General features: G+C 62.3%; 23 protein-coding genes and 1 pseudogene. 6 read left to right on the plus strand and 18 right to left on the minus strand.

Translation table 11 applies throughout. The annotated features are described in order from the left end of the window. Nucleotides 1-21 precede the first annotated feature (21 nt). Nucleotides 22-1,257: an integrase gene (locus tag J4O76_RS19365; RefSeq protein WP_426283695.1), complete on the minus strand. Its 1,236-nt coding sequence runs from the start codon at nucleotides 1,255-1,257 to the stop codon at nucleotides 22-24. Nucleotides 1,258-1,593: 336 nt separating this feature from the next. Between J4O76_RS19365 and J4O76_RS19370 the strand changes: the two genes are divergently transcribed. Then, entirely contained in the window at nucleotides 1,594-2,499 is a 906-nt protein-coding gene (locus J4O76_RS19370) for a hypothetical protein (protein WP_426283696.1), read from the plus strand. 69 nt (nucleotides 2,500-2,568) lie between these two features. Here J4O76_RS19370 and J4O76_RS19375 read toward each other — a convergent pair whose 3' ends face one another. From J4O76_RS19375 to J4O76_RS19385, 3 genes are read right to left on the minus strand one after another with little or no spacing between them, the layout of a single operon-like run. Then, complete coding sequence (locus tag J4O76_RS19375; protein WP_426283697.1) at nucleotides 2,569-3,660, minus strand: hypothetical protein; 1,092 nt, start codon at nucleotides 3,658-3,660, stop codon at nucleotides 2,569-2,571. After that, nucleotides 3,657-5,144: a relaxase/mobilization nuclease domain-containing protein gene (locus J4O76_RS19380; RefSeq protein ID WP_426283698.1), complete on the minus strand. Its 1,488-nt coding sequence runs from the start codon at nucleotides 5,142-5,144 to the stop codon at nucleotides 3,657-3,659. Before J4O76_RS19380 ends, J4O76_RS19375 begins: the two co-directional genes overlap by 4 nt. A 23-nt stretch (nucleotides 5,145-5,167) precedes the next feature. Beyond that, nucleotides 5,168-5,536: a hypothetical protein gene (locus J4O76_RS19385; RefSeq protein WP_426283788.1), complete on the minus strand. Its 369-nt coding sequence runs from the start codon at nucleotides 5,534-5,536 to the stop codon at nucleotides 5,168-5,170. Nucleotides 5,537-6,092: 556 nt separating this feature from the next. Between J4O76_RS19385 and J4O76_RS19390 the strand changes: the two genes are divergently transcribed. Next, the gene (locus J4O76_RS19390; protein ID WP_426283699.1) at nucleotides 6,093-6,362 is read left to right on the plus strand and encodes a hypothetical protein; all 270 of its coding nucleotides are present in this window, start codon (nucleotides 6,093-6,095) and stop codon (nucleotides 6,360-6,362) included. A gap of 786 nt (nucleotides 6,363-7,148) precedes the next feature. On the opposite strand, the gene J4O76_RS19395 is transcribed toward J4O76_RS19390, so the two are convergent. Next, nucleotides 7,149-7,496, minus strand: coding sequence for a hypothetical protein (locus J4O76_RS19395; protein WP_426283700.1), 348 nt, complete (start codon nucleotides 7,494-7,496; stop codon nucleotides 7,149-7,151). Beyond that, entirely contained in the window at nucleotides 7,493-8,173 is a 681-nt protein-coding gene (locus J4O76_RS19400; RefSeq protein ID WP_426283701.1) for an AAA family ATPase, read from the minus strand. Before J4O76_RS19400 ends, J4O76_RS19395 begins: the two co-directional genes overlap by 4 nt. Before the next feature lie 848 nt (nucleotides 8,174-9,021). Here J4O76_RS19400 and J4O76_RS19405 point away from each other — a divergent pair. Then, a pseudogene (locus J4O76_RS19405) lies at nucleotides 9,022-9,715 on the plus strand (DUF4113 domain-containing protein); the annotation flags it as partial. Between the two features lie 53 nt (nucleotides 9,716-9,768). Here J4O76_RS19405 and J4O76_RS19410 read toward each other — a convergent pair. From J4O76_RS19410 to J4O76_RS19430, 5 genes are all read right to left on the minus strand, one after another. Then, entirely contained in the window at nucleotides 9,769-9,891 is a 123-nt protein-coding gene (locus tag J4O76_RS19410) for a hypothetical protein (RefSeq protein WP_426283702.1), read from the minus strand. A 191-nt stretch (nucleotides 9,892-10,082) separates the two neighbouring features. Next, on the minus strand, nucleotides 10,083-10,226 hold the full coding sequence (locus J4O76_RS19415) for a hypothetical protein (RefSeq protein WP_426283703.1): 144 nt from the start codon (nucleotides 10,224-10,226) through the stop codon (nucleotides 10,083-10,085). A 290-nt stretch (nucleotides 10,227-10,516) separates the two neighbouring features. Continuing rightward, nucleotides 10,517-10,726 carry an antitoxin VbhA family protein gene (locus J4O76_RS19420; RefSeq protein WP_426283704.1) on the minus strand — a complete coding sequence of 70 codons (210 nt, stop codon included), beginning with the start codon at nucleotides 10,724-10,726 and terminating at the stop codon, nucleotides 10,517-10,519. A gap of 62 nt (nucleotides 10,727-10,788) precedes the next feature. Beyond that, nucleotides 10,789-11,070 carry a DUF3768 domain-containing protein gene (locus tag J4O76_RS19425; RefSeq protein WP_426283705.1) on the minus strand — a complete coding sequence of 94 codons (282 nt, stop codon included), beginning with the start codon at nucleotides 11,068-11,070 and terminating at the stop codon, nucleotides 10,789-10,791. A gap of 46 nt (nucleotides 11,071-11,116) precedes the next feature. Beyond that, nucleotides 11,117-11,281, minus strand: a complete 165-nt coding sequence (locus J4O76_RS19430; RefSeq protein WP_426283706.1) for a hypothetical protein — start codon at nucleotides 11,279-11,281, stop codon at nucleotides 11,117-11,119. 590 nt (nucleotides 11,282-11,871) lie between these two features. On the opposite strand from J4O76_RS19430, the gene J4O76_RS19435 reads away from it, so the two are divergent. After that, nucleotides 11,872-12,543, plus strand: a complete 672-nt coding sequence (locus tag J4O76_RS19435; protein WP_426283707.1) for a hypothetical protein — start codon at nucleotides 11,872-11,874, stop codon at nucleotides 12,541-12,543. Nucleotides 12,544-12,593: 50 nt separating this feature from the next. On the opposite strand, the gene J4O76_RS19440 is transcribed toward J4O76_RS19435, so the two are convergent. Beyond that, nucleotides 12,594-13,001 carry a single-stranded DNA-binding protein gene (locus J4O76_RS19440; RefSeq protein WP_426283708.1) on the minus strand — a complete coding sequence of 136 codons (408 nt, stop codon included), beginning with the start codon at nucleotides 12,999-13,001 and terminating at the stop codon, nucleotides 12,594-12,596. Between the two features lie 681 nt (nucleotides 13,002-13,682). Between J4O76_RS19440 and J4O76_RS19445 the strand changes: the two genes are divergently transcribed. Continuing rightward, the gene (locus J4O76_RS19445; RefSeq protein ID WP_426283709.1) at nucleotides 13,683-14,207 is read left to right on the plus strand and encodes a DUF937 domain-containing protein; all 525 of its coding nucleotides are present in this window, start codon (nucleotides 13,683-13,685) and stop codon (nucleotides 14,205-14,207) included. A 407-nt stretch (nucleotides 14,208-14,614) separates the two neighbouring features. On the opposite strand, the gene J4O76_RS19450 is transcribed toward J4O76_RS19445, so the two are convergent. After that, the gene (locus J4O76_RS19450) at nucleotides 14,615-15,013 is read right to left on the minus strand and encodes a DUF3597 family protein (RefSeq protein WP_426283710.1); all 399 of its coding nucleotides are present in this window, start codon (nucleotides 15,011-15,013) and stop codon (nucleotides 14,615-14,617) included. A gap of 141 nt (nucleotides 15,014-15,154) precedes the next feature. Here J4O76_RS19450 and J4O76_RS19455 point away from each other — a divergent pair, with 141 nt between their 5' ends. Continuing rightward, nucleotides 15,155-15,757 carry a DUF4142 domain-containing protein gene (locus J4O76_RS19455; RefSeq protein WP_426283711.1) on the plus strand — a complete coding sequence of 201 codons (603 nt, stop codon included), beginning with the start codon at nucleotides 15,155-15,157 and terminating at the stop codon, nucleotides 15,755-15,757. Here J4O76_RS19455 and J4O76_RS19460 read toward each other — a convergent pair. From J4O76_RS19460 to J4O76_RS19480, 5 genes are all read right to left on the minus strand, one after another. Further along, nucleotides 15,754-16,503 (minus strand): hypothetical protein, encoded by a 750-nt coding sequence (locus J4O76_RS19460; protein WP_426283712.1) that lies wholly within the window; start codon nucleotides 16,501-16,503, stop codon nucleotides 15,754-15,756. The genes J4O76_RS19455 and J4O76_RS19460 overlap by 4 nt on opposite strands. Beyond that, nucleotides 16,500-17,093, minus strand: coding sequence for a zincin-like metallopeptidase domain-containing protein (locus tag J4O76_RS19465; protein ID WP_426283713.1), 594 nt, complete (start codon nucleotides 17,091-17,093; stop codon nucleotides 16,500-16,502). Before J4O76_RS19465 ends, J4O76_RS19460 begins: the two co-directional genes overlap by 4 nt. A 151-nt stretch (nucleotides 17,094-17,244) precedes the next feature. Beyond that, entirely contained in the window at nucleotides 17,245-17,433 is a 189-nt protein-coding gene (locus J4O76_RS19470) for a BrnA antitoxin family protein (protein WP_426283714.1), read from the minus strand. A gap of 147 nt (nucleotides 17,434-17,580) precedes the next feature. After that, on the minus strand, nucleotides 17,581-17,748 hold the full coding sequence (locus tag J4O76_RS19475; protein ID WP_426283715.1) for a hypothetical protein: 168 nt from the start codon (nucleotides 17,746-17,748) through the stop codon (nucleotides 17,581-17,583). Nucleotides 17,749-17,814: 66 nt separating this feature from the next. Beyond that, on the minus strand, nucleotides 17,815-18,738 hold the full coding sequence (locus tag J4O76_RS19480) for a DUF7146 domain-containing protein (RefSeq protein WP_426283716.1): 924 nt from the start codon (nucleotides 18,736-18,738) through the stop codon (nucleotides 17,815-17,817). Nucleotides 18,739-18,787: the final 49 nt, after the last annotated feature.

An 18,787-nucleotide genomic window follows, 5' to 3' on the forward strand; every position in this document is an offset into this window, starting at 1 on the left:
ATTCACTAGCAAAGGCGGTCCTCAGCCTCTGATCTTCGACAACACGCGCGCCGCGACATTGCTCTTGGCGGCAAGCTTCCGGCCATAGCGCAGTGCCGTCGACGGCGACGACCAACGGAGTGCCTGGGCAATGCCAACGCCGTCCTCCCCGGCTGCGAACAGATCCTGCGTCAGCCCCACGCGCAGCGAATGGCTGGACAGCGCTCGCGCTGCATCTTCGACCTTCGCGATCGGCATCTCGACCAGCCCTTGATCAAATGCACTCAGCGCCACCCGCCGATAGATCCCGTTGACGCCCTGCCGGCTCAGTGAGGCCGTACCGACCGTGTAGACGGTGCGCGCCGGTTCGGCCTTCTTGCCCTTGAGCTTCTCCTGCCAGTGCCGCGTGTGTCCGGGGATCGCCTCGTACGCCATCGGCGGAACCGCGGTGCGCAAACGGCGCCGATCGACTCCGACACGCCGAAAGACCGGCCCCTCGGTGATGGCACTTGCTACGAGCCAGGCGCCGACCCGGCGCATCGTGTCCGCGGATAGCCAGCCCCAGGCCCCCTGCCCTTCCTGGTCGGTTTTGGACGACGGAATGAACAGGAGCGCCGATCCATCGCTGTGCGGATCGATATGCGCGACGGTGACGGCGACAAGCTCGCTGACGCGTAGTCCCGCATCATAACCGAGTGAGAGCAGGGCGGCATCGCGCAACCCCTGCAGGTCGCCGCCACAGGCGCCTAGCAGCGCCGTCAGCGTAAACCCCTTGGTATGGGGATCTAGCGAGGCCCCGAAGCGCAACGGGGCAGCCTGGCGCTGAGCAGCGCCACGCCGTCGGCGCAGGCCCTTGAGGGCGGCGCGGACCATGACGTGGCTGGTGGGCGCATGCCCCCTCTCCTGCAGGCCTGACAGGCCGTGTGCGGTGGCAAGACTGGCAACCCGCCGGGCCACCGTTGCGGGCTTGGCGCCCCGCGCCTCGAGCATGGCGATGTAGCGGACCAGGTTTTCGGGCTCTGCGGGCAACGGGGCGACACGGATGTCCTCACACCAACGCAGATAGCAGGCCAGGTCCGACGCCAGTGCCGCCTTGCTCGCCGCGGCCATAGCGCCAAGCTGCGCGGCAAAGCCGATCTCGCTGACAGGGCCGGCATCAGCGGGCAGCGCAAGGCCCAGCAACCGGGTAACGCGGGCATCGATCGGCTCGACCAACCCACGTCGTGCCCGGACCGGCAGCCCCTCCCCGTCGGTGCGGTGGACGATGATTTCGCTCATGAGGGCCGCGCCCGTTGGTCAAATTTACCCTGCATTTCGCCTTCGTAGCACATCGCTGTAGTTACCATAATGTCCGATTATGGTAAGTGAAATGAATTGGCAAATACTGATGCCTAGTGATTTGCTTATTACTAGGGTATGACACTTTTGATGCCTCGGCTTGATCTCACACACCTTGCCTACGCTTTCGGTCGATTGGCTGGCGCAACCTGCTTTTCGTCCCCCGAAATTCGCAAGGTTGCGGCCCTGGCAACCGTGTCGGACGCATGGCGCGCGTATCGGCGCGATGCTGGCGCTGGCGATGTTGGCCCCGCTCACCAGGCTTCCGCTGACAGCATGTCGATCCTCCTGACCGATGACCCGCGTCGTGACGCCGTGCTCTTATGGCTTGCTGATCATGGCGTGCCCGCGATCGCAGCACCCGCCGCCACGCTAGCGCGCATGGTCGATGCGACCCGGCGTTTCGCCTCCGATGAGCTCGCGCTGCTCGATACCGCGCGGATTGCTCTGTTCGCAGCGTCGACAACCGGCCCACTCGCTATCGCGCTCGGACTCGCCGGGCTTGATGCCGATCATTCTTTGCAGTCGATCGCGCCAGCTGTTGGCGCTGTCGACATACTGTTTGACCATCCCAATTTTGCCGAGCATCAGGGCCATGACGCCATGCTGGACCTGCCGGGTGGACCGCTGCACCGCCATGTCGCGGCACCACCGTCAGGGTGTTGGGCGCTCAACCTGGCATTGCTGAGCCACAATGCGGGTGTCATGGCTGGGCTTGAAGGTCAGCTTCCGCGGGCCGTCTTCCGCCTCGATTTGACCGTCCAGGAGCGCGCCGAAGCCCTCGTCAAGCATTGCGAACACACCGCGCGCGGTGGCTTCGACCGCCTCACGCTCATCAACCGGCGCTGCGTTCGCGGTATCGAGGCGCTTGCCGGCCTATCCCGCAACGCCCGTGCGCGCGAGGCGTGGGCGCTCGTCGTGGCGGTTGGCCCGCTGCGGCGGATCCAGCTTGCGCGGGCGCTGGATCTGTCTCGAGCCGGGGCCGATATCCAGGCGCACGCGCTCGCCCGTGCCCGCCTTGTTACGCTTGTAGCTGGCGGTCGTATCCAGCCGACGCAACGTGAGCTTATCGTCGAGCAACCCGCTATTCTGGACGATGGGCCGCTAGCCCTTGCTACGGCCGCCCTTGATGCGAGCATGGCTGATATCGATCGGTTGCTGGAACGCTCAACACGCGTCTGATCGTCGCGCGTTTCAATTGGCCGTTCCGCCTTTCGCTACCAGTGGTGGCCGGTCAGCGCAGCAGTGACCCTAACGGTCTTTAATCGACTCCACCGTGATGGTGGGTTCGTATTGCGTCGGGGAGCGGCTCTCACCGAGCGATGGCCGTTCGCCGAGTTCGATACGTTTGGCCAGATCGCGGTGAAGCGCGGTCAGCTCTGGCGGTACGACGTCCCCCGATATAGGTTCGAGCTTCTCCTCAAAAGCATCGAACAGATCGACTGCGCCCGCCAGCTCGGGCTCGGCATATAGCTCTGTGCTTTCACCCTTTCGCCATAGCGCGGCGAGTTCCTGGGATCGCAAGAAGCCACTGCCAGCTGATCGATCCGTCGCCCGGGTCGTCGCCGGCCGTGGTGGCGGTACTGCTCCGCGCTCTTCGATCTTCGCACGCGTGATGGCTGCGAGGCGATACCGCAGGAGGCGTGACTCTGGGATGTCCGTCGGTGAAGGCGTCTGCTGCTTTTTAAGAAGCGTGATGAGATCCTCCGCGCTGGTGCCGGCGATTGCCTTTCGCCAGTCGACCAGGGCGCGTTCGTTGGATGTGCGGTCGGCCGGTTGAGCGAGGATGAACCGTTCCATCAAGGGGTCGTCTTCAACATCGATCGGCAGCGGGCCGCGTTGCCCCAGCACGGCTGCACGGGTGAAACCGATCAATTCCAGGGTTTTCGCGACCCCTGCCCTGCGATCCTTCCGGTTGGCACTTGCGGCCTCATCCAATCGGCCTGCGATCACCTCGAGGCCAAGGGCGATATTGGCGGTCCCCTTCTCACCAGCGCCAGCGATTTCCTGAGTCCGGATGATGTCCTGGTGCAGCGAACTTGTCGTCACGCGATCGGCGTCGGACCGCTCGATGAGGTTGTGTAGAACCGGGGCCAGAGCTTTGAGCCACGCATGCGTGTCAGCGTGACCCTCGACCGTCTTTGCGAGGATAGCCTCTTGGTGCGGCACTACGTTGGAAACTGGCGCGATGCCCGTGTCGATGACATTGATGCGGCGATGTAGCTGCTCCTGGGACTCTTCGATGCGCGCGTTGCTTCTCGCTAGTGCCGCCACTTCGCCCCGGAGCAAGGAGACGGCGTCCATGAGCGCGGCAATCGCGACGGTTGATGCGTCTGCAGTCATCGGCTGGGCCCACCCCTATCCTTTGAACGGTCGCGATCGAGCCGCTCGCGATTCTGCTCCTCGGCCTTCCTCACGATCTCGTCGTGGCGTGACACATCGATCGGCTGGCTGGGCTCGCCGATCCTCTCGGTGATCGCTCGGAGACGATCACTGAGCGTGCCCGCGCGATCTGGATCGTCATCCTTCCCGGTCGGGGCTCGGCTCTTTTCGTTCAGATCGCGAATACGATTTGCCCTGTCCTCGGACTGGGCTGGCGTCGGCATCGTATCGCCGGGACGCGTCTTGGGTTGAACCTCTGGCGCCGCCATTTTCTGATGAAGCGCCTTGAGGATGTCGAGGCCGGTATCGGCGCGCGACACCGAGGCGTCGGGGATACGAACAGGCGGTCGGACAGGTGCAGCGACGATCGGCTCGGCGACCTTCTCGCATCCCAGGCGCATTGCCCTGACCGAGTTTGGTTCGGGCTCCGGCATCGTGGCGGCGAACCGCTCGAGGCTCCAAGCGACGTGTTGATCGACGGCTGAAGGCGACGTCGAGAGTTCCACAATCGAGCGTGAGTAGGTAGCGCGAACAGTTGCCTGCCGGCTGGCCAGCATCGCTATGACGGGGTCTTCGCGACCCGCCGCGCGAAGACGTTCAGCACGCGCGATACGGCTCTTGTCGATCTCAGGCACCTGTCCCTTTTCACGCATTTTCACCGCGGCAATCGGCTCGTGCATAGGGTCAATGCCACGCGCCCTGGCGGGCGTGGCATTTGCCTCGATGCCGCGGGTCCGCAGTTTTTCGGCAAAACGCTGGCGATACCGGAAGAGATCTTCGCGGTTCGGATGGAAGCGTCGGCCATCGTGATCGCGACGCGCAATCGTGAGGTGAACGTGCGGATGGTCGCGATCGATGTGGAGCGACGCGACCCATGATCGATTGGCAAATTCTTGCCTCGCAAAGTCGAGAGCGGCGTCCTTCAAGCGATCCGGATCGGTGCCAGTGGGCATCGAAAGGATCATGGAAATCGACGTCGCACCCTTCCTGCGAGCGTCACCATCCATCTCCCAGCCGTGCCATTCTTGGGCGAGCAACTGCATGTCACGCCCGTCGCGCAGCACCTCGCCTTCGCTCGTTTCCAGACCCAGTTCGCTCTCATCGCCGTGGCCCAGGCGGCTGATGTAGGAAAAGTTCGCGAGCACATGGCCGCCGCCATGTTGACGCCCGGTGATCCGCACAACGGCCTCTGGCGCGCGACGTGAAGTACGGTCGGCCGTCATCACGGCGCGGGTATTCATGCGGGCCTGCGATCCGCCTCCGAACGCATGTTTTGCCTGCGCGCTCGGGCGCGATCCAGCCGACGATGATGCCGGTTTAGGAAACATCGATGCGACGGCCATGCCGAGGATCGTGCCCCCGGTCTTCGGGCCTTTGGCGCTGCCGCCCCCCGATCCCATGCGGTACTTTTTGGGAGGCGCAAAGACGCCTGCCATCGATTCCATCGTGCCGGAGGATAGCCGCAAACTCACTCGCCCGGTGCCTTATCCTTGCGGGTCCAGTACCCGATTTCACCACCGATCGAGGATGCCAGCGTGCGCCGGGCCTCAATCAGAAGGGTGCGTAACTCCCCGCATGTTTCCAGGAAGGAGCCCGCGATACGCGCGATGTCGAGCGAGCTCTCCGGCTGGTTCGCCGCGTTCATTGCGTGGGCCGCCTGGTTAATGTTTCGTCCGATCGCGAGGATCTGCTTGCGGACTTTGCCGATCTCCGTTTGCGTTGCCGGTGCGAGACGCAGCAGCGCGGCCCTGTCCCAAAGCTGCCAGCGGATCGTGCGTTTGATCCACTCGTTGCGGGTCAGGCGCATCGGCGCCGCAACGGTGTCGATCGCCTCCATTTCACTCCGGTTTAGCCGGACGGTAACCCGAAGGTAATCGTCGGGATGGCCCCTACCCTGGATCGGCATGACCGGCACGCTTCGGCTTTCTGGTGTGAGCGCTGCTTGCGTCAACGCGGCCGTGATCCAGCTACTTCGCGTCTGTCCAGACGCCACAGCGATACGATCGATCTCGGCCGTAAGAACGTCGCTAAGCCGGACCGTAACCTTCATCTTGAAAGCCCCGAGCAGCGGAGACTCATGAGCCAATGTCCGACATTGGTGTCATGAGGCATATCCTGCCATACCTTAAACCAATCCCCCATCGACCCTCGGCTCCTTCCCACGCATTACAGCATCTCACGAACGCGGAGCCGGGGCAACTGTGCTGCGTTAGCCCACAAATCCGACCATCGCGTTTCTGTCTACTGTCGATCAAAGGGCAAAAGGTGCACCTTTTGCGCGCGCTCTTTGCTTTTTAGTTTTTATGCGATCCCGGTTCAATCGATCAGTCTAGAAATCCAAGCCATCCTCGGACATGATGCGATCGATCCCACCCACAACCCGGAGATATCACATGGCGCGTACCTCCACCAAGGCAGTCGACATCGTAACGATCGAAGCGCGGGAAAAAGCCCTACGTGAAGAACTGGCCGCCCTATCTGAACAGAAAAAGGTCGCCGAACTTGCCGCTCGCGATGCCGGCCGTCCTGTCCTACTCGCCGCTCTCGATCGTATCAAAATCCCGTCGATGGAAAAGACAGACGCTCGTTCAATCGCTACAGCCATCTCAACCCACGGCGCTGCGGCTGTCGCTCAACACCTTGCCACGATTTCTACGTCCTGACTCTCGCTGCGCTACAACTCCCCCCGCAAAACGGGCCCGCATCTGCTCCATGAGCCGTGTTGGTGCCCTTCGTAATCTTGAGGTCGCGGCAGTGCGTACTTCATCAGGCCCCAGGCCGGAACGACCGTCGTCAAAACTCTCCAATCCCTCGCCGGACATGTCGAACGATGGCGCTTATTGTATCTCTGGGCGTATCTTAATTCGAAACGTAAGCCGAGCCCCACCGATTGATAGGTGCGCACCAGAACGCCTCTCCCGCACTTCGTGGGATTGCTCACGAACTGAAACTGGAGCTGCTTGGCGTCGTTGGTTTTTTGCGCGCCTATCTTACCGCTTTCCCGCTTTTGGCCAAGTCTCAGACCCAATCGGCAGCCGTTCGGTCATAGTCACAGTCCGTAGTTCGGGGCATCTTTACGTTTCGCCAAGCCAGAGGAAACGCATTGGGGCATCTGTACGCATTAGTCTTGCGCGACTAATAAAACCCGTTGCTTGCGTATCCGGCACTCTTCCCCACCGTCCGACGCAAGCCCCCCGTTCGTTGCGACGGTCTGAGCCCCGTCATCCCTCTACCTTAACGGGCAGCGATCGGACGCAGGGCTAGCCCTGTTATCGCTGCTGCGACGCCTGCGTCTGTGCGTCGACCAGCTCCTCTATGTCCTGCGCCAGCGATCGTCCCCGACTCGCTTTCGCTCAGCTATTCCCGAACGGTCCCGTTGGACGTTTACGGTTCACTGAACCTGTTTGGGGACGTCGTTCGCTGTTTGACCGTCGCGCGCCGTCGCGTCTCTACTTGTTGCTCAAGGCCGCCAGGCGCTCTTCTTCCGTCTCGGCGAAGTCGAGAAGCCGGGTCATCGCGTCCCCCTTTGAAAGACGCTGCCGGTACGCGAAATCCTCGAACCTTTGTCTATCCTCGGGGCGTGCACGAACATGGATCGCGTCAGTAAATGTCGCCTGTCTGGGCTTCGGCGAAGGCCGGGCGGGCGCTGATGGCGTCGCCTTCTCTGAACGAAAGCCAAGCCCCTCCCCGCCCGCCTTCGCCGCCACGATTTGCTCGGGCGTCGGGACTGGAATGTCGTCATCGGCCGCGAAGCTGGCGATCGATCGGCGTGAACCCGGTGCGGCCTTATCGGTCATGCAGTAGCCCCTTCCTCGAGCAGCGCCAGAACGTCATTGCGGAAAGCGGCTGCGTTAATTCGTGCGCTGTCTAGCGAACCCACGTCCGCGTTTGTCATCTCAGCAAGCGTACCGCCTATGCTGAAGAGGCCGCGGAATGCACCGCGTTCCGCGAGAGCAGTTGGGATCATAGGGATGCCGGCTTTTTCCAGGTTCGCGACGACCGCTTTCAGGTCGCGCGTCCAAAGCCGAAGCGAAGCAGGCGTCCTAGTAAGGACCGCTGCGAACGGCAACGGACGCTCGCGGGCAGTCCCGGCGTTGCGGACGACCTTAAACGCCCGCGCTGCCTCCACAGCGTCTAATTCCGATCCCTGGATGGGAATGAGCGCAAGATTGGACATCAGGAGCGCACTGGTCGCGCGTGCGCTTGCCTTTCCCTCCAGATCGACGATCACGAAGTCCGCCCGCTTCCGAGCGGCGTCGATTGTGCCGATTATCTCGTCTTCATCGATTTCGGGCAAGACCTCGATAGTGTCGGGCTTCCCATCCTTCTTCGCCCATCGGGCAAGCGGAAAATTCGGGTCGGCATCGATCATGACGACGCTCGACCCCTGCGCGGCGATCTCTGTCGCCAGGATCAGAGCTGTCGTCGTTTTTCCGACACCGCCTTTTGGCGATAGCATGGTGATTACGGGCATAATGGCTCCGATGGTTTGCGCTGACGGCAGCTGCACAAGTGTACGTTGTTTCGCAGGTTACACACGTGCCACACATTGTACAATCGCTGCGTGTGCCGCGTGTTACACGCGTAGCACATGTTCACATGTTCACATGTTCACAAACCAACATCCCCATCCCAAAAGTCCAACAATCCACTGTCTATACGTCTGCATGTCTGCATGTCTGCACGTCTGCATGTCTGCATGTCTTTAAGCCACGTGCCGCGTGTCGACATGTGTTACACGTGTAGCGCATGTTCACATGTCCCACATGTCTCACACGTCCTGCACGATGCACAGGGCCCGCGTCTGCCGCGTGTCACACGCGTAACGCATGTTCACAGGTCGTACACGCACCGCACGTACCGCACGTGCCGCACGTGCCGCACATACCGCACGTATTACACGCACCGCACGTGCCGCACGTGCCGCACGTTGTGCAAAAGCCACGTCCGCCGCGTGTTACACGCACAGAGCATGTTCACATGTTTCACACATCTTATACGTGGTACAAATTCCGCGTGTTTCACATGAGGTACGTGTGGCGCATGCTCATGTCCGTTACTTGTCTCGCATCGAGGGCATGATCAGATGGGATGCGTGTGCAACTTGTGATACAAGCTCATCTCGTGAACATGTTCACAGGTATGTTGCTGGAGCCTGGTCACTCTCTAGGCGCCGCTAATTTGCTTGCCGGTTGACGCGGATCAAAACGGCGATGTCGTTGATCCGGGCAGGGGGGTCGGCTTGCAGATATTCCTTGGCTTCAGCCTATAGTACATCGCCGATGCTCGATGGCCGCCCGAACCGCGCGCTGCGCGGCACCTATAGGGTCGGCTCTGGCCGCGCGACTGCATCCGTTCGGGATCCGTACAACTACCGATCTGGTGGCGATGGCACCGGCGTCCGTGGGGACCATCGTTCTCGAGCGCCTCGTGCGCCAGTTGAACGGCGTCGAGTGCGACGGCTTCAAGCCGGAGCCGGAGGCCAGCAAGGGGACGGCGGTGACGCGCCAGTTTGGCGTGCCGGTGACGGACCTCGACGCGCTGCGCGAGACGATGGTGCGGCGCGCGGCGCGCGCGGCCGAGAAGATCCGTAACCAAGGGCTGGTAGCGACCCGGCTGATCGTGTTTGCGCACGGCTCGCGCTACAGGCCCAATGCGCCCTTGGCGAGCCGCCAGACCCCGATGTCGCCGCCCAGTAACGATCCGCGCATCATCGCCGGCCTCGCGGCTAAGATGATGGAGGCGATGTATCAGCCTGGGGGCGTCTATACGAAGTGCGGCATTCTGCTCGAGGAACTGCTACCGCAAGACCCGGGGCAGGGCGACGTCTTTGCCGTCCAGGATCCGCGCGCGCCCGGGTTGCTGGCCGCTGTGAATGGGCTCAACGATCGGTTCGGGCGTGGGACCGTCGGGATCGCAGCGCAGGGGTTCGGCACGCGCGCGTTCGATACGAAGCGGAAGCCAAAAAAGCCCGGCATGGACGACACGCTTGGCGGAGATACCAGTCGTCCGCTAGGTCGGAGCAGAGCGAGACAAAAAAAGGAAGAGGCCGAAGCGCCTCCCTTTGCTTCAGCGGATCATCTTGGTGATGATCGGTGACAGTGCCGAGAGCAGCACCCCGATCGCGATCACGGAACCGAGCGTCCCGATGAGCCAGGTCTGCGCCTTCTGCTGGGCTTCAAGGCCCTTCATCTGCGCTTCCAGCCGTGCGTTCGCTTCCGATCTTCACCGCCAGATGCTCCTCAAATGCCTCTACAACCTCGGTGGCCTGATCGTCCTATACACTAACGTACTTCCAGAGCGTTGAACAACGTGATGTGCATGCGGTTCGGTCTGCGTGAGACATGACGAGAGCGGGGCGGCAGCGCCGGCCCGTCTTGCGCTTACTCTTCCCAGAGCGACTTGAGCTTGCGGGTCCGCCTGTGAGCGGGCCGGGGTGCCGCGGGCATCCCGTGTTTCGCGATCTCCGCTTGGATGCTGGCCAGCTCCGTGAGCCATGCCTGGGTGCGTGCGGTTTGAATGTTCATCTGATCCTCCTTCTGTTCGCTTGAGACAGAGGCGGGCTGACGATCGGGCGGGGTCGGGGTCACAGGACCGCGAAGCGGCCGCGAAGCGGGGCGTGGGGGTGCCGATTTTGTCGTGGTCGTAGTGAAGCGCAGCGAAAACGCAGGCCGCGTCAAAATTGGGGGCACCGCGCATCCTTGACGCCGGCCCTGCCCGATCGTCACAATGGAAGGGCGTCGACGACAGAGCCTTTCCGACGTTGGTGGGGCAGGGGAGGCCGCCACATAGCGCACTTCCTTCTGCCACCGCACCGTCACGGCAACTGGACGCTCGGAGATGCCAGGATCGCGCCGGTCAGCGCGTCGCTGTCGATTTCACCAGCGATGTAGCGGGCATTGAGCTGTTCGATCTTGTCGGAGAGGATGCCGCCTTCGTGACGGACGTTGCCGCCTGCGAAGTCCACCTCACGGTGAGGACGGGTGCGCTCGATTGCGCTGATCGGGTTGATCGTTTCGACGGTCATGCCGCGATCCTTGTCGGAGATGGAGGGAAAGCCCCGACGGCTGGGCGTCGGGGCGGTCTGCGTCATCGTTCATTGACGCGCATGATGGTGAGGACGCGCGTGGTCTGGGACGGATCGACCGGATCCTCCGAACCCCCGGTGAGGTCGAGATCGTAGTAATTGATCTTCCAGTAGCAGGCGGTCCCCTCGAACTCGAACCGGCCCATGTCGCGCTCGCCATGCGGGTTGATGGCGTCATCAAACCGGTCGTGGTCGCGCACGGTGCGGATCAGCTCGGCACGCTTGCGAAAACCACGAAAGAGGCTGACGTCGCCGATCAGGTCGGCGATTCCGCTCGTTATCACGATGCGGTTCTTGCCTAGGGCGATGATATTTTCGCGGAGCCAGTCGTTAAGCCGCGCGATTTCGGTCGGCTCGCCCTTCCGGCACTCGGATGAGGAGGTCGGCGGTGATGACGGCGTATTGTGTGCCGATGGCGATGACCATGGTTGCCACCATCAGGGTTTTGGCGAGGCTCATGGCGTTTTTGCGGGCGATCCAGATATCGTTGAACATGTGCGAGGCTCCTGTGAAGCCGGCGGGGTTCATCCCCGCTCGACAGGCGCCCGACAGGACGGGGAAGGGCCGCGATCACTTTTTTCGCATGCGAAAAAGCCGTAGCGAAGCGCCCGGACCCCTTGCCGGTTGATCGTATAAGGCACCGAGCCGTCCCAAGGATTGCGCCTAAAAGAGCGGGGTGAAGCTCGCTGGCCGGAGCGTCGTGCTCAGCGCTGAATCGCCCGTGACGCTTCCCCTCGTGGGGTGGTGGACGCCTGCCCAATCGCGTCGCCCAGTTTGTGTCCCTATGCCGATAGGGAGAGTGCCGCGGGACACTGACTGGGTTCAGGATGGAAAGGCGTTGCCGCTTTTCGGAAAGAAGTTTCCTGCGCTGCCCACCCGTCAATCGATCGTCACCCGAATGGGCCGAGACTCGCAGGGGCTTGGTGGAGCGCAAGCGGAATAGAGGGACGGTTCCGGCATCGCCGGGAGACGCCCTCACCTTCGCTGGTTCTACTCGCGACGGACTTCAAGCCAATTAAAGGCTGTTCATCGTCGGAGGTTTCGCCAATTCTCTTCTCAGCGTGAACAACATCGGGAGTTGGTGGATGCGAATTGGTTTGATGGGGTGCGCCGGGATGATGCTGCTCGCTGGATGCAGCGATCCGAAGAAGGCCAGCGATGGCAATTTCAAGAAAGCTATCGATGCCTACCTTGTGAAGAAGCCGATGTGCATCAACGCGCCGACGAGCGACACACGACCGGCTGGGCAGGAGAGGGGGGCTTCACCGTTCCCGGCTTATGTAGCGATGCCGACAGCACCAGCGGGGCAGTCCAACTTCGAGGACAGGACCCGGTCGTTCGATGCGCTGGTAAAAAGCGGACTGGCGAGCACGTCGACAGGCACGATTGAGTCTGACTCAAGCTGGGGAGGGTCCAAGACCAAGCTGGCCGTGAAGATCTATAATTTGACGGAACAGGGACAAAAGGCGTTCGTCAAATCTCCCGATGGGAATCCCTATCGCAACGATTTTTGCTACGGGACGCCAGCGGTCAGCGAGGTGACGCAGTTCACCGAGCCAAGCGCCGCATTCGGGGCCACGATGTCGTCGGTCGCATATACCTATCATGTGAATGACCAAGCGGGTTGGGCGACCAATCCAGCAATGGTCGAGGCGTTTCCGATTCTGAAGCAAGCGACAGGCGACAAGCTTGAAGGGAAAACCACGGTGGTTCTCACGAATAATGGCTGGGTGGATAGCCGAGGCAGCAAATTCTAGAAACGTAGCTGAGGCCCGGAGCCGTAGCTCCGGGCCGTGTCAGCCTCCGATTAGAAGGGTACATCGTCATCCAGGTCGCTTTGGTCCTGCGTGCCCACCTGCTGCTGGCGACCCCGGCTGAGGAAGGTCACTTCGTCGGCGATGATCTCGACGCCGTAGCGCTCGATGTTCTCGTTGTCCGTCCAGCGGGTGTAGTGGATGCGACCCCGGACCATGACCTTCTGGCCCTTGTCGACGTACTGGGCGACGGTCTTGCCGACGCCGTTGAAGCAGGTGATGCGGTGCCATTCAGTGTCCTCGACCCGGCGACCATCGGCGTCCTTGAGGATCTTGCCGTCGCTGTCGCGCTTGGGACGCGAGGTGGCGAGGCTGAACTGGGTGATCTTGGTGCCGCCCTGGGTGGTGCGGACTTCGGGGGTGGCACCGACGTTGCCGGCGAGGATGACGAGGTTCTGCATTTCGAGGTTCCTTTATTGCTCGCCGGGGGTCCGTCCCCTCGACTGAACACCCAAAAAGACGGCCAGGACGCCCACTCCACCGAAAGCGCGCAGACGCGGAGGGGAACCCCGATCCGAGGGGTGGTGCGGGCAGCCGCGTAAGCGGCAACTCGGCCCGAAGGATCGCGGGTTGGGGTGGGTGGACGGCCGGATTAGGTCGTTCAGGAAAGAGAGGGGATGGACCCCCACTGGCGGGCAACGGACAAAGAACCGTTTGCAAGACCAGCTTGTCACATCGATCTGCCGGCAATGTCGGTGCCTCGACCCGTCATCAAAGGCGGCACGACACCATGCCTACCGTCGCCTTGCGCCGATCGTACACGGGCAACCGCTCTGAGATGACGGTCGCGGCGTGGACCTTGGCACAGCCGTCCTGCCCAGGCGCGCGGGCCGTGCCCCTGTCGACATGGCACTATGGCGGTCCGACGCGTTCCACCCCGCTACGCGGTCGAGACAAAAGCCCCGCTGTCGTGATGCTGATCGAGGCTTTCAACCGGGATGCGAGCAGGGCTTGCGCGGACTCCCTGACTAACATTGCGCAGACAGCGCATGCCTACCGATCCAGGGTCCTAGCTCGATCGAAGGTGACCGGACCTATAGGTCCCAGCATCTGTTGGTACCCGTCACAACAAGGAAGCCGACATGAATCTCAATGACCTGCTGCCTGATGGTGGCATCGATGCACTCGCCGCCCAACTAGGCATACCGCGTGAGCAAGCCCAGCGCGGCGCAGAGGCGCTGCTGCCGACGGTTCTGGGCGGCATGGGGAATAACACGACGCAGTTAGACGCCCATGTGAACACGCTTGGCGGCCCAGACCTTGCTGCGAACGTATTGAGCAACGAGCCGACGCAAATTGATCGCGGTAATCAGATCCTAGGCGGTATCTTCGGGTCGAAGGATGGCAGTCGTGACGTCGCCGACAACGCAGCGCAGAGCAGCGGCCTAGCGCCTGAGCTTCTGAAGCAGATGCTGCCGATCCTGGTCATGCTGGTGGCGGGCCATCTGACAGGGCGCTCAGCCGGGCAGCAAGGCGGCCTTGGCGGAATCCTTGGATCTGTACTCGGCAGCCTGGGTGGCGCTGGAGTCGTAGGCGCTGCGCCCGGGGGCGGTCTTGGCGGCGGCCTCGGGGGTATTCTTGGTTCGGTCTTCGGCGAGCGGCGATAGAGCCGTCCGGACATAAGACCGTCCTGCTCGATCAAACCGGTCGACTTGAGGTCCACGAACACCTCGTCGCCACGTGGCTACGGCACGGCGATACCATCGACGGCATGACTGGGGAGAGCATGTGTGCGGAGACGAGGAAACAAGCGAGCTGGTCCTGTGGCAATTGTCATCTTCGTGATGATCGTGGCACTCGTCGCCACGATCTGCTGGCTCGCCGCGCGTGGCTTTCAGAAAGAGCCGAATGGACCACCGCGTGGTAGTCAGACGCTGCCAGTGCAGGCAGCGCAGGGGACCCTAGATGCGACGCCTCCGAACGCTAGTCCAGCTCGCTAATTGAGGACGGTTAAGCCAGCAATCTAAGGCCGGAGGGGACCGCATAGGATGCGGTCCCCTCTGGATCGGGCGCGTTAGTTGCTCAGGCTATCTGGAACGATACCGCCGTTATCGGCAAGCTTCTGCATCACCGCCTTGTGAAGGGCGATGTTTTGCTCGGCCGAGCCGTCAGCTGCTGCATGGACGTTCAGTTCGCTCGCGAGTTCCTTGCGAGCCGTCAGACTGGAATCCAGGTCCAGCAGCTTCAGAAGATCGACAATCGAGCTCTGGTAGTTGCCCCCGCCATCTTTCATCGATGCCATCTCGCTGAGGACCGCACCGACATCGACGGACTGCTGAGCCGCTGCGGGGGCGGGCTGGGCGGTAGCGGTCGGCGCGGCCTGTGGCGCAGCGGCAGGAGCCTGAGCCGGCGCAGCCGCTGGCGCGGCTTTGTGATGGAAAACCTTGTTCATGATCGTGCTGAAGATGCTCATAGCCGTGTCCCGATAAGGCCGGCAGCTGTACCGGCAGACGGCTAGAACGAACTCGGCCAACGATCGGTCCGGCGTTCGTTGCTCGTGCGGAACGGTCTTCAGGAAGCACGCGTTGAGCAGGCAGTGGCGATATGCGAGCAGATGGAGAGTATGATGAACTTCAAGACCCTGGCACTGGTATCAGCTGCGGCATTGTCATTGGCCGCATGCGGCAAGAAGGCCGACGATACGACTGCCGTCGATAACAGCACCTACGCCAATACGACCGCCATGGACGTGAACGCAGCTGGTTCTAATGATGCGATGGCAGCACCCGCCTCCGGTGGGCAGGCCTTCGTCAACATGGCGGCGGCAAGCGATGCGTTCGAGATCGAGACCTCGAAGCTTGCTGTGACCAACGGTGCATCTGCTGCGGTGAAGAAGTTCGCTGGCCAGATGATCACCGCCCATGAGGGTTCGACCGCGAAGCTTAAGGCACTGACAACAACGCTGTCGCCGGCTCTGACGCCCGACCCGGCGCTGAGTGCTGAGCAGCAGCAGAAGCTCGCTGATCTGAAGACCAAGCAGGGCAATGATTTCGACACCGCGTACGCAGCGGCGCAAGTCGCCGGGCATCAGCAGACGCTCGATACCCTGAAGGGATACGCCGCAACCGGCGACGTACCGCAGCTTAAGACGTTTGCGGCGGCCTTGGCACCGACGGTTGCAGCACATCTCAACATGGCAAAAGCACTTAAGTCCTAAGGTCGGGTCCCAGACAATGACGTATGAAGCCGAGACGGACACCAAGTGTACCTCTCGGCTTTGCCTGTCCTGACGTCAGGACGAATACAACGAAAACTGCTTCGTGCCGGGTCTCGACGTGACCGATACGCGAGCCCCGGCAGGAAGATTTCCGCATGAGCAGCCCCGACAACATCGCCGGCTACAAGGATGGAGGTGCGATGCGGCTCGAGCTTCGCATAGCGCGCACGCGAGGAACTTTCTCGGCGCTCGCCGGTGATGACGAGCGTGCGGCCGTCGAGGAAGCGTGGCTGGTTCCGGATCGCGGCCGCGAGGACGTCGATCTTCAGAGCGGGGCTGCACCAGCGCACCCGAAGATCGGTAGACGTCTGGGGAAAGAGCCCGCGCGTGCCGGCAGAGCCGTTGCCCCCGGCACGGCCGATGCCGGTTGGTGTCGCGAACGCGATCGGCGCGGTCGGCGCGTCGTCGCGCCTCAGCTCGCGCGCGAAGCCGCCTTCGCGCCACGAGACGTAGAGAGCTATCCCGAAATGCTGGGCGATCGCGCGGACATAGGCGGGCGGGCACGGCCAATCCATAAAGGTCGGGCGGTGGCCATCGACATCATGGTGATGCAGCTCGATCGCGTGTGCCGGTACGCCGAGGCTGAGGAGGTGGAGCAGGGTGGCAAGGCTGTCCTTGCCCCCACTGAACGCTACGACGAAGCGCCGGTAGGCGCCGAGGTCGGGGAGGGCGGCCGGAGCGGTCATGCTGCTTCACGGATCTGGTCCTCGGGTTCGGCCGAGGCGTCGAGGCCGGTCGTGCGGAGCAGATAGCCGGCTGCGGCTTCGGCCTTGGCCGCGGCGGTCATGATCGCGCGACTGTCCTTGCGCAGCACCTTCAACCAAGAGCCGATAAACGCGGCGTGGTCGTCCATGTGCAAGGTGGGAAGATCGAGATCAGCACCGAGCAGCGCTGAGGTCATCTCGGCGCAAAGCTGCTCGAACGCGTAGGCGTCGTCGCTGAAGCGCTTGCCGAACGTGCGATCGAGTCGGTCGGGATGGCCGGTCCAGTGGCCAGCCTCATGGGCGAGCGTTGCCGCGAAGTAGGCGCGGGTCGAGAATAGCGCGACAGGCGGCATGGTGATGCTGTCGGCGGTGCGGTCGTAGAACGCGCGATCGCCGCGCGTGTGGACCGTTGCCGGCAGCGCATCGAGGAAGCGCTGCACGCGCTCGGGGACCCACATCAGCGTGTCGCGTTGCAGCGATTCTTGTCCAGCGATGGTGTCGGCGACCGCCTTGGCGGCCATGATCGACGGTTTGGTGAAATCGAGTTCGAGAGCTGCGGCTGAAGTGTGCATCGAGGGCCTCTGGTTTTATCGCCCGGTGCTCATCACCGGATCAACAAGCCGAAGGCTCCCTCTCCTCTGCCTGCGCTTATGCGCAGGTTCGCCCTGTCATGAACGATAAACTCCGTACTTTACCGGGCCAGAGGGCGCGGCGACCACACCCTCAAATTTGTCCGGCCGTCACCATTTTTTCCAACAAGGCATTCACACGGGTCTGCCACCCGGGGCCGCTACCCCGCAAATACTCGACCGTCTTGGCATCGAGACGGATTTTGATTTCCACCTTGGGGGTTTCCAGTTTCGGTCGCCCGCGCGAGGACGGCTTCATTCCGGCCATGAACGCTGTGTCCATCGGCAGGTTGCCGTCGTGAATCTCCGGGTCAAACTTGGCCTTGATAGAACCTCAATTCGTGTTTTTCTGCCGGGCGCAGGCTAATGGCGCGAACCGCGTCGTCATGGGAACCTTCGGTAAAAGCTAGGACATGCAGGCGACCACCGATCATCCCCAAGGCGACAAAGCGGGACCTCTCCGTAATCGATCGTCCTCGCGCTCGAATGCCGTGTCCCAATCAAATCCTTTCGTAGCTTGCAAGGACACGCCGTGCTTGGCGATATTCTCAGCCTCCTTGGCGGGATCGAACTCGATTTCCATCGTGATTTCGTTCACCCATAAAATAGGCGACAGAAACTTATTGTGCACCCATTAATAGCGCTTGAAGCAGGGTCGTGTCGGTTATGACCGTGGGTCCACTTTGGCCGATGCCTGATACGCCTTCCAGGCGTCGTTCCAATCGTCGTGATGCGCAGGCACGCGGCTGACCAGCTCGCGGCCGTTCGCGGTGAGATAGTTGCGAGCCTTGGCGAGCAGTCGATCGGCCGCCCGTCCGCGATCGCCATAGACGATGATGCGGCGCACGCTCGCAGGTATGGCGACGAAGGCGAGGCGCTCGACGCCGCCCAGGGCCCAGGTCGGGGTGCCGAACCATTCCATCGCCGAGAGGGCGTCCTCGATGCCTTCGGCGAAGCCCAGTTCGTCCGTCGCCGGCGCCAGCCGGATCGCCGCGGTGCCGAGCAGGCCCAGCGAGACCTTGGGCTTGGGCATCGGCTTGTGCAGCACGTTGTCGGGATCGAGGAACGTGCGTTGCACCGCGACGACGCCCATATCGTTTTCGACGGCTGCGATCATGGCGGGCATCGTCCGCTTGGACGGCCCGGAGCCGTGGATCGTCGCGGAATTGAACCGCAGCGAATTGGGGAACGGGCCGGAGAGGCCGCGTGCGAGGAGATACTCCTCGGCGAGCGTGCCGGCGATCGGCTGACTGGTTTTCCAGAGCCGGAGAGCGAGCGCGCTCATGTCGCGCTTGGGGCTCGCTTCGGGCATCGACACGGCTGCGCGATCGTGGAGCTTGCGGCGCTGCAGCGATTTCAGGACTTCGATCGTCGTGCAACCCGCGAAGCAGTGGAACAGGATTGCCGTGTCCCCCAGGCGGACAGACAGGCTCGGAGAGCCGTCGTCATGCGCTGGACAACGGCATTCGCCGCACGTGCCGCGCCAGATTCCGCCGAGCTTCTCGACGATATCCTTGGCGCGGACCTCAGCGTCTAGCGGGAGACGTGCCATGGCGATCATCCTGTGGGTTTGATAGATTTCGGTCATGGGTGCCTCCGGAGACATTGAACCGAAGATCAACCGGCATCCTCTCCTC

The sequence above is a fragment of the Sphingomonas sp. NFX23 genome, from assembly GCF_049887795.1.
Taxonomy (GTDB): Bacteria; Pseudomonadota; Alphaproteobacteria; order Sphingomonadales; family Sphingomonadaceae; genus Sphingomonas.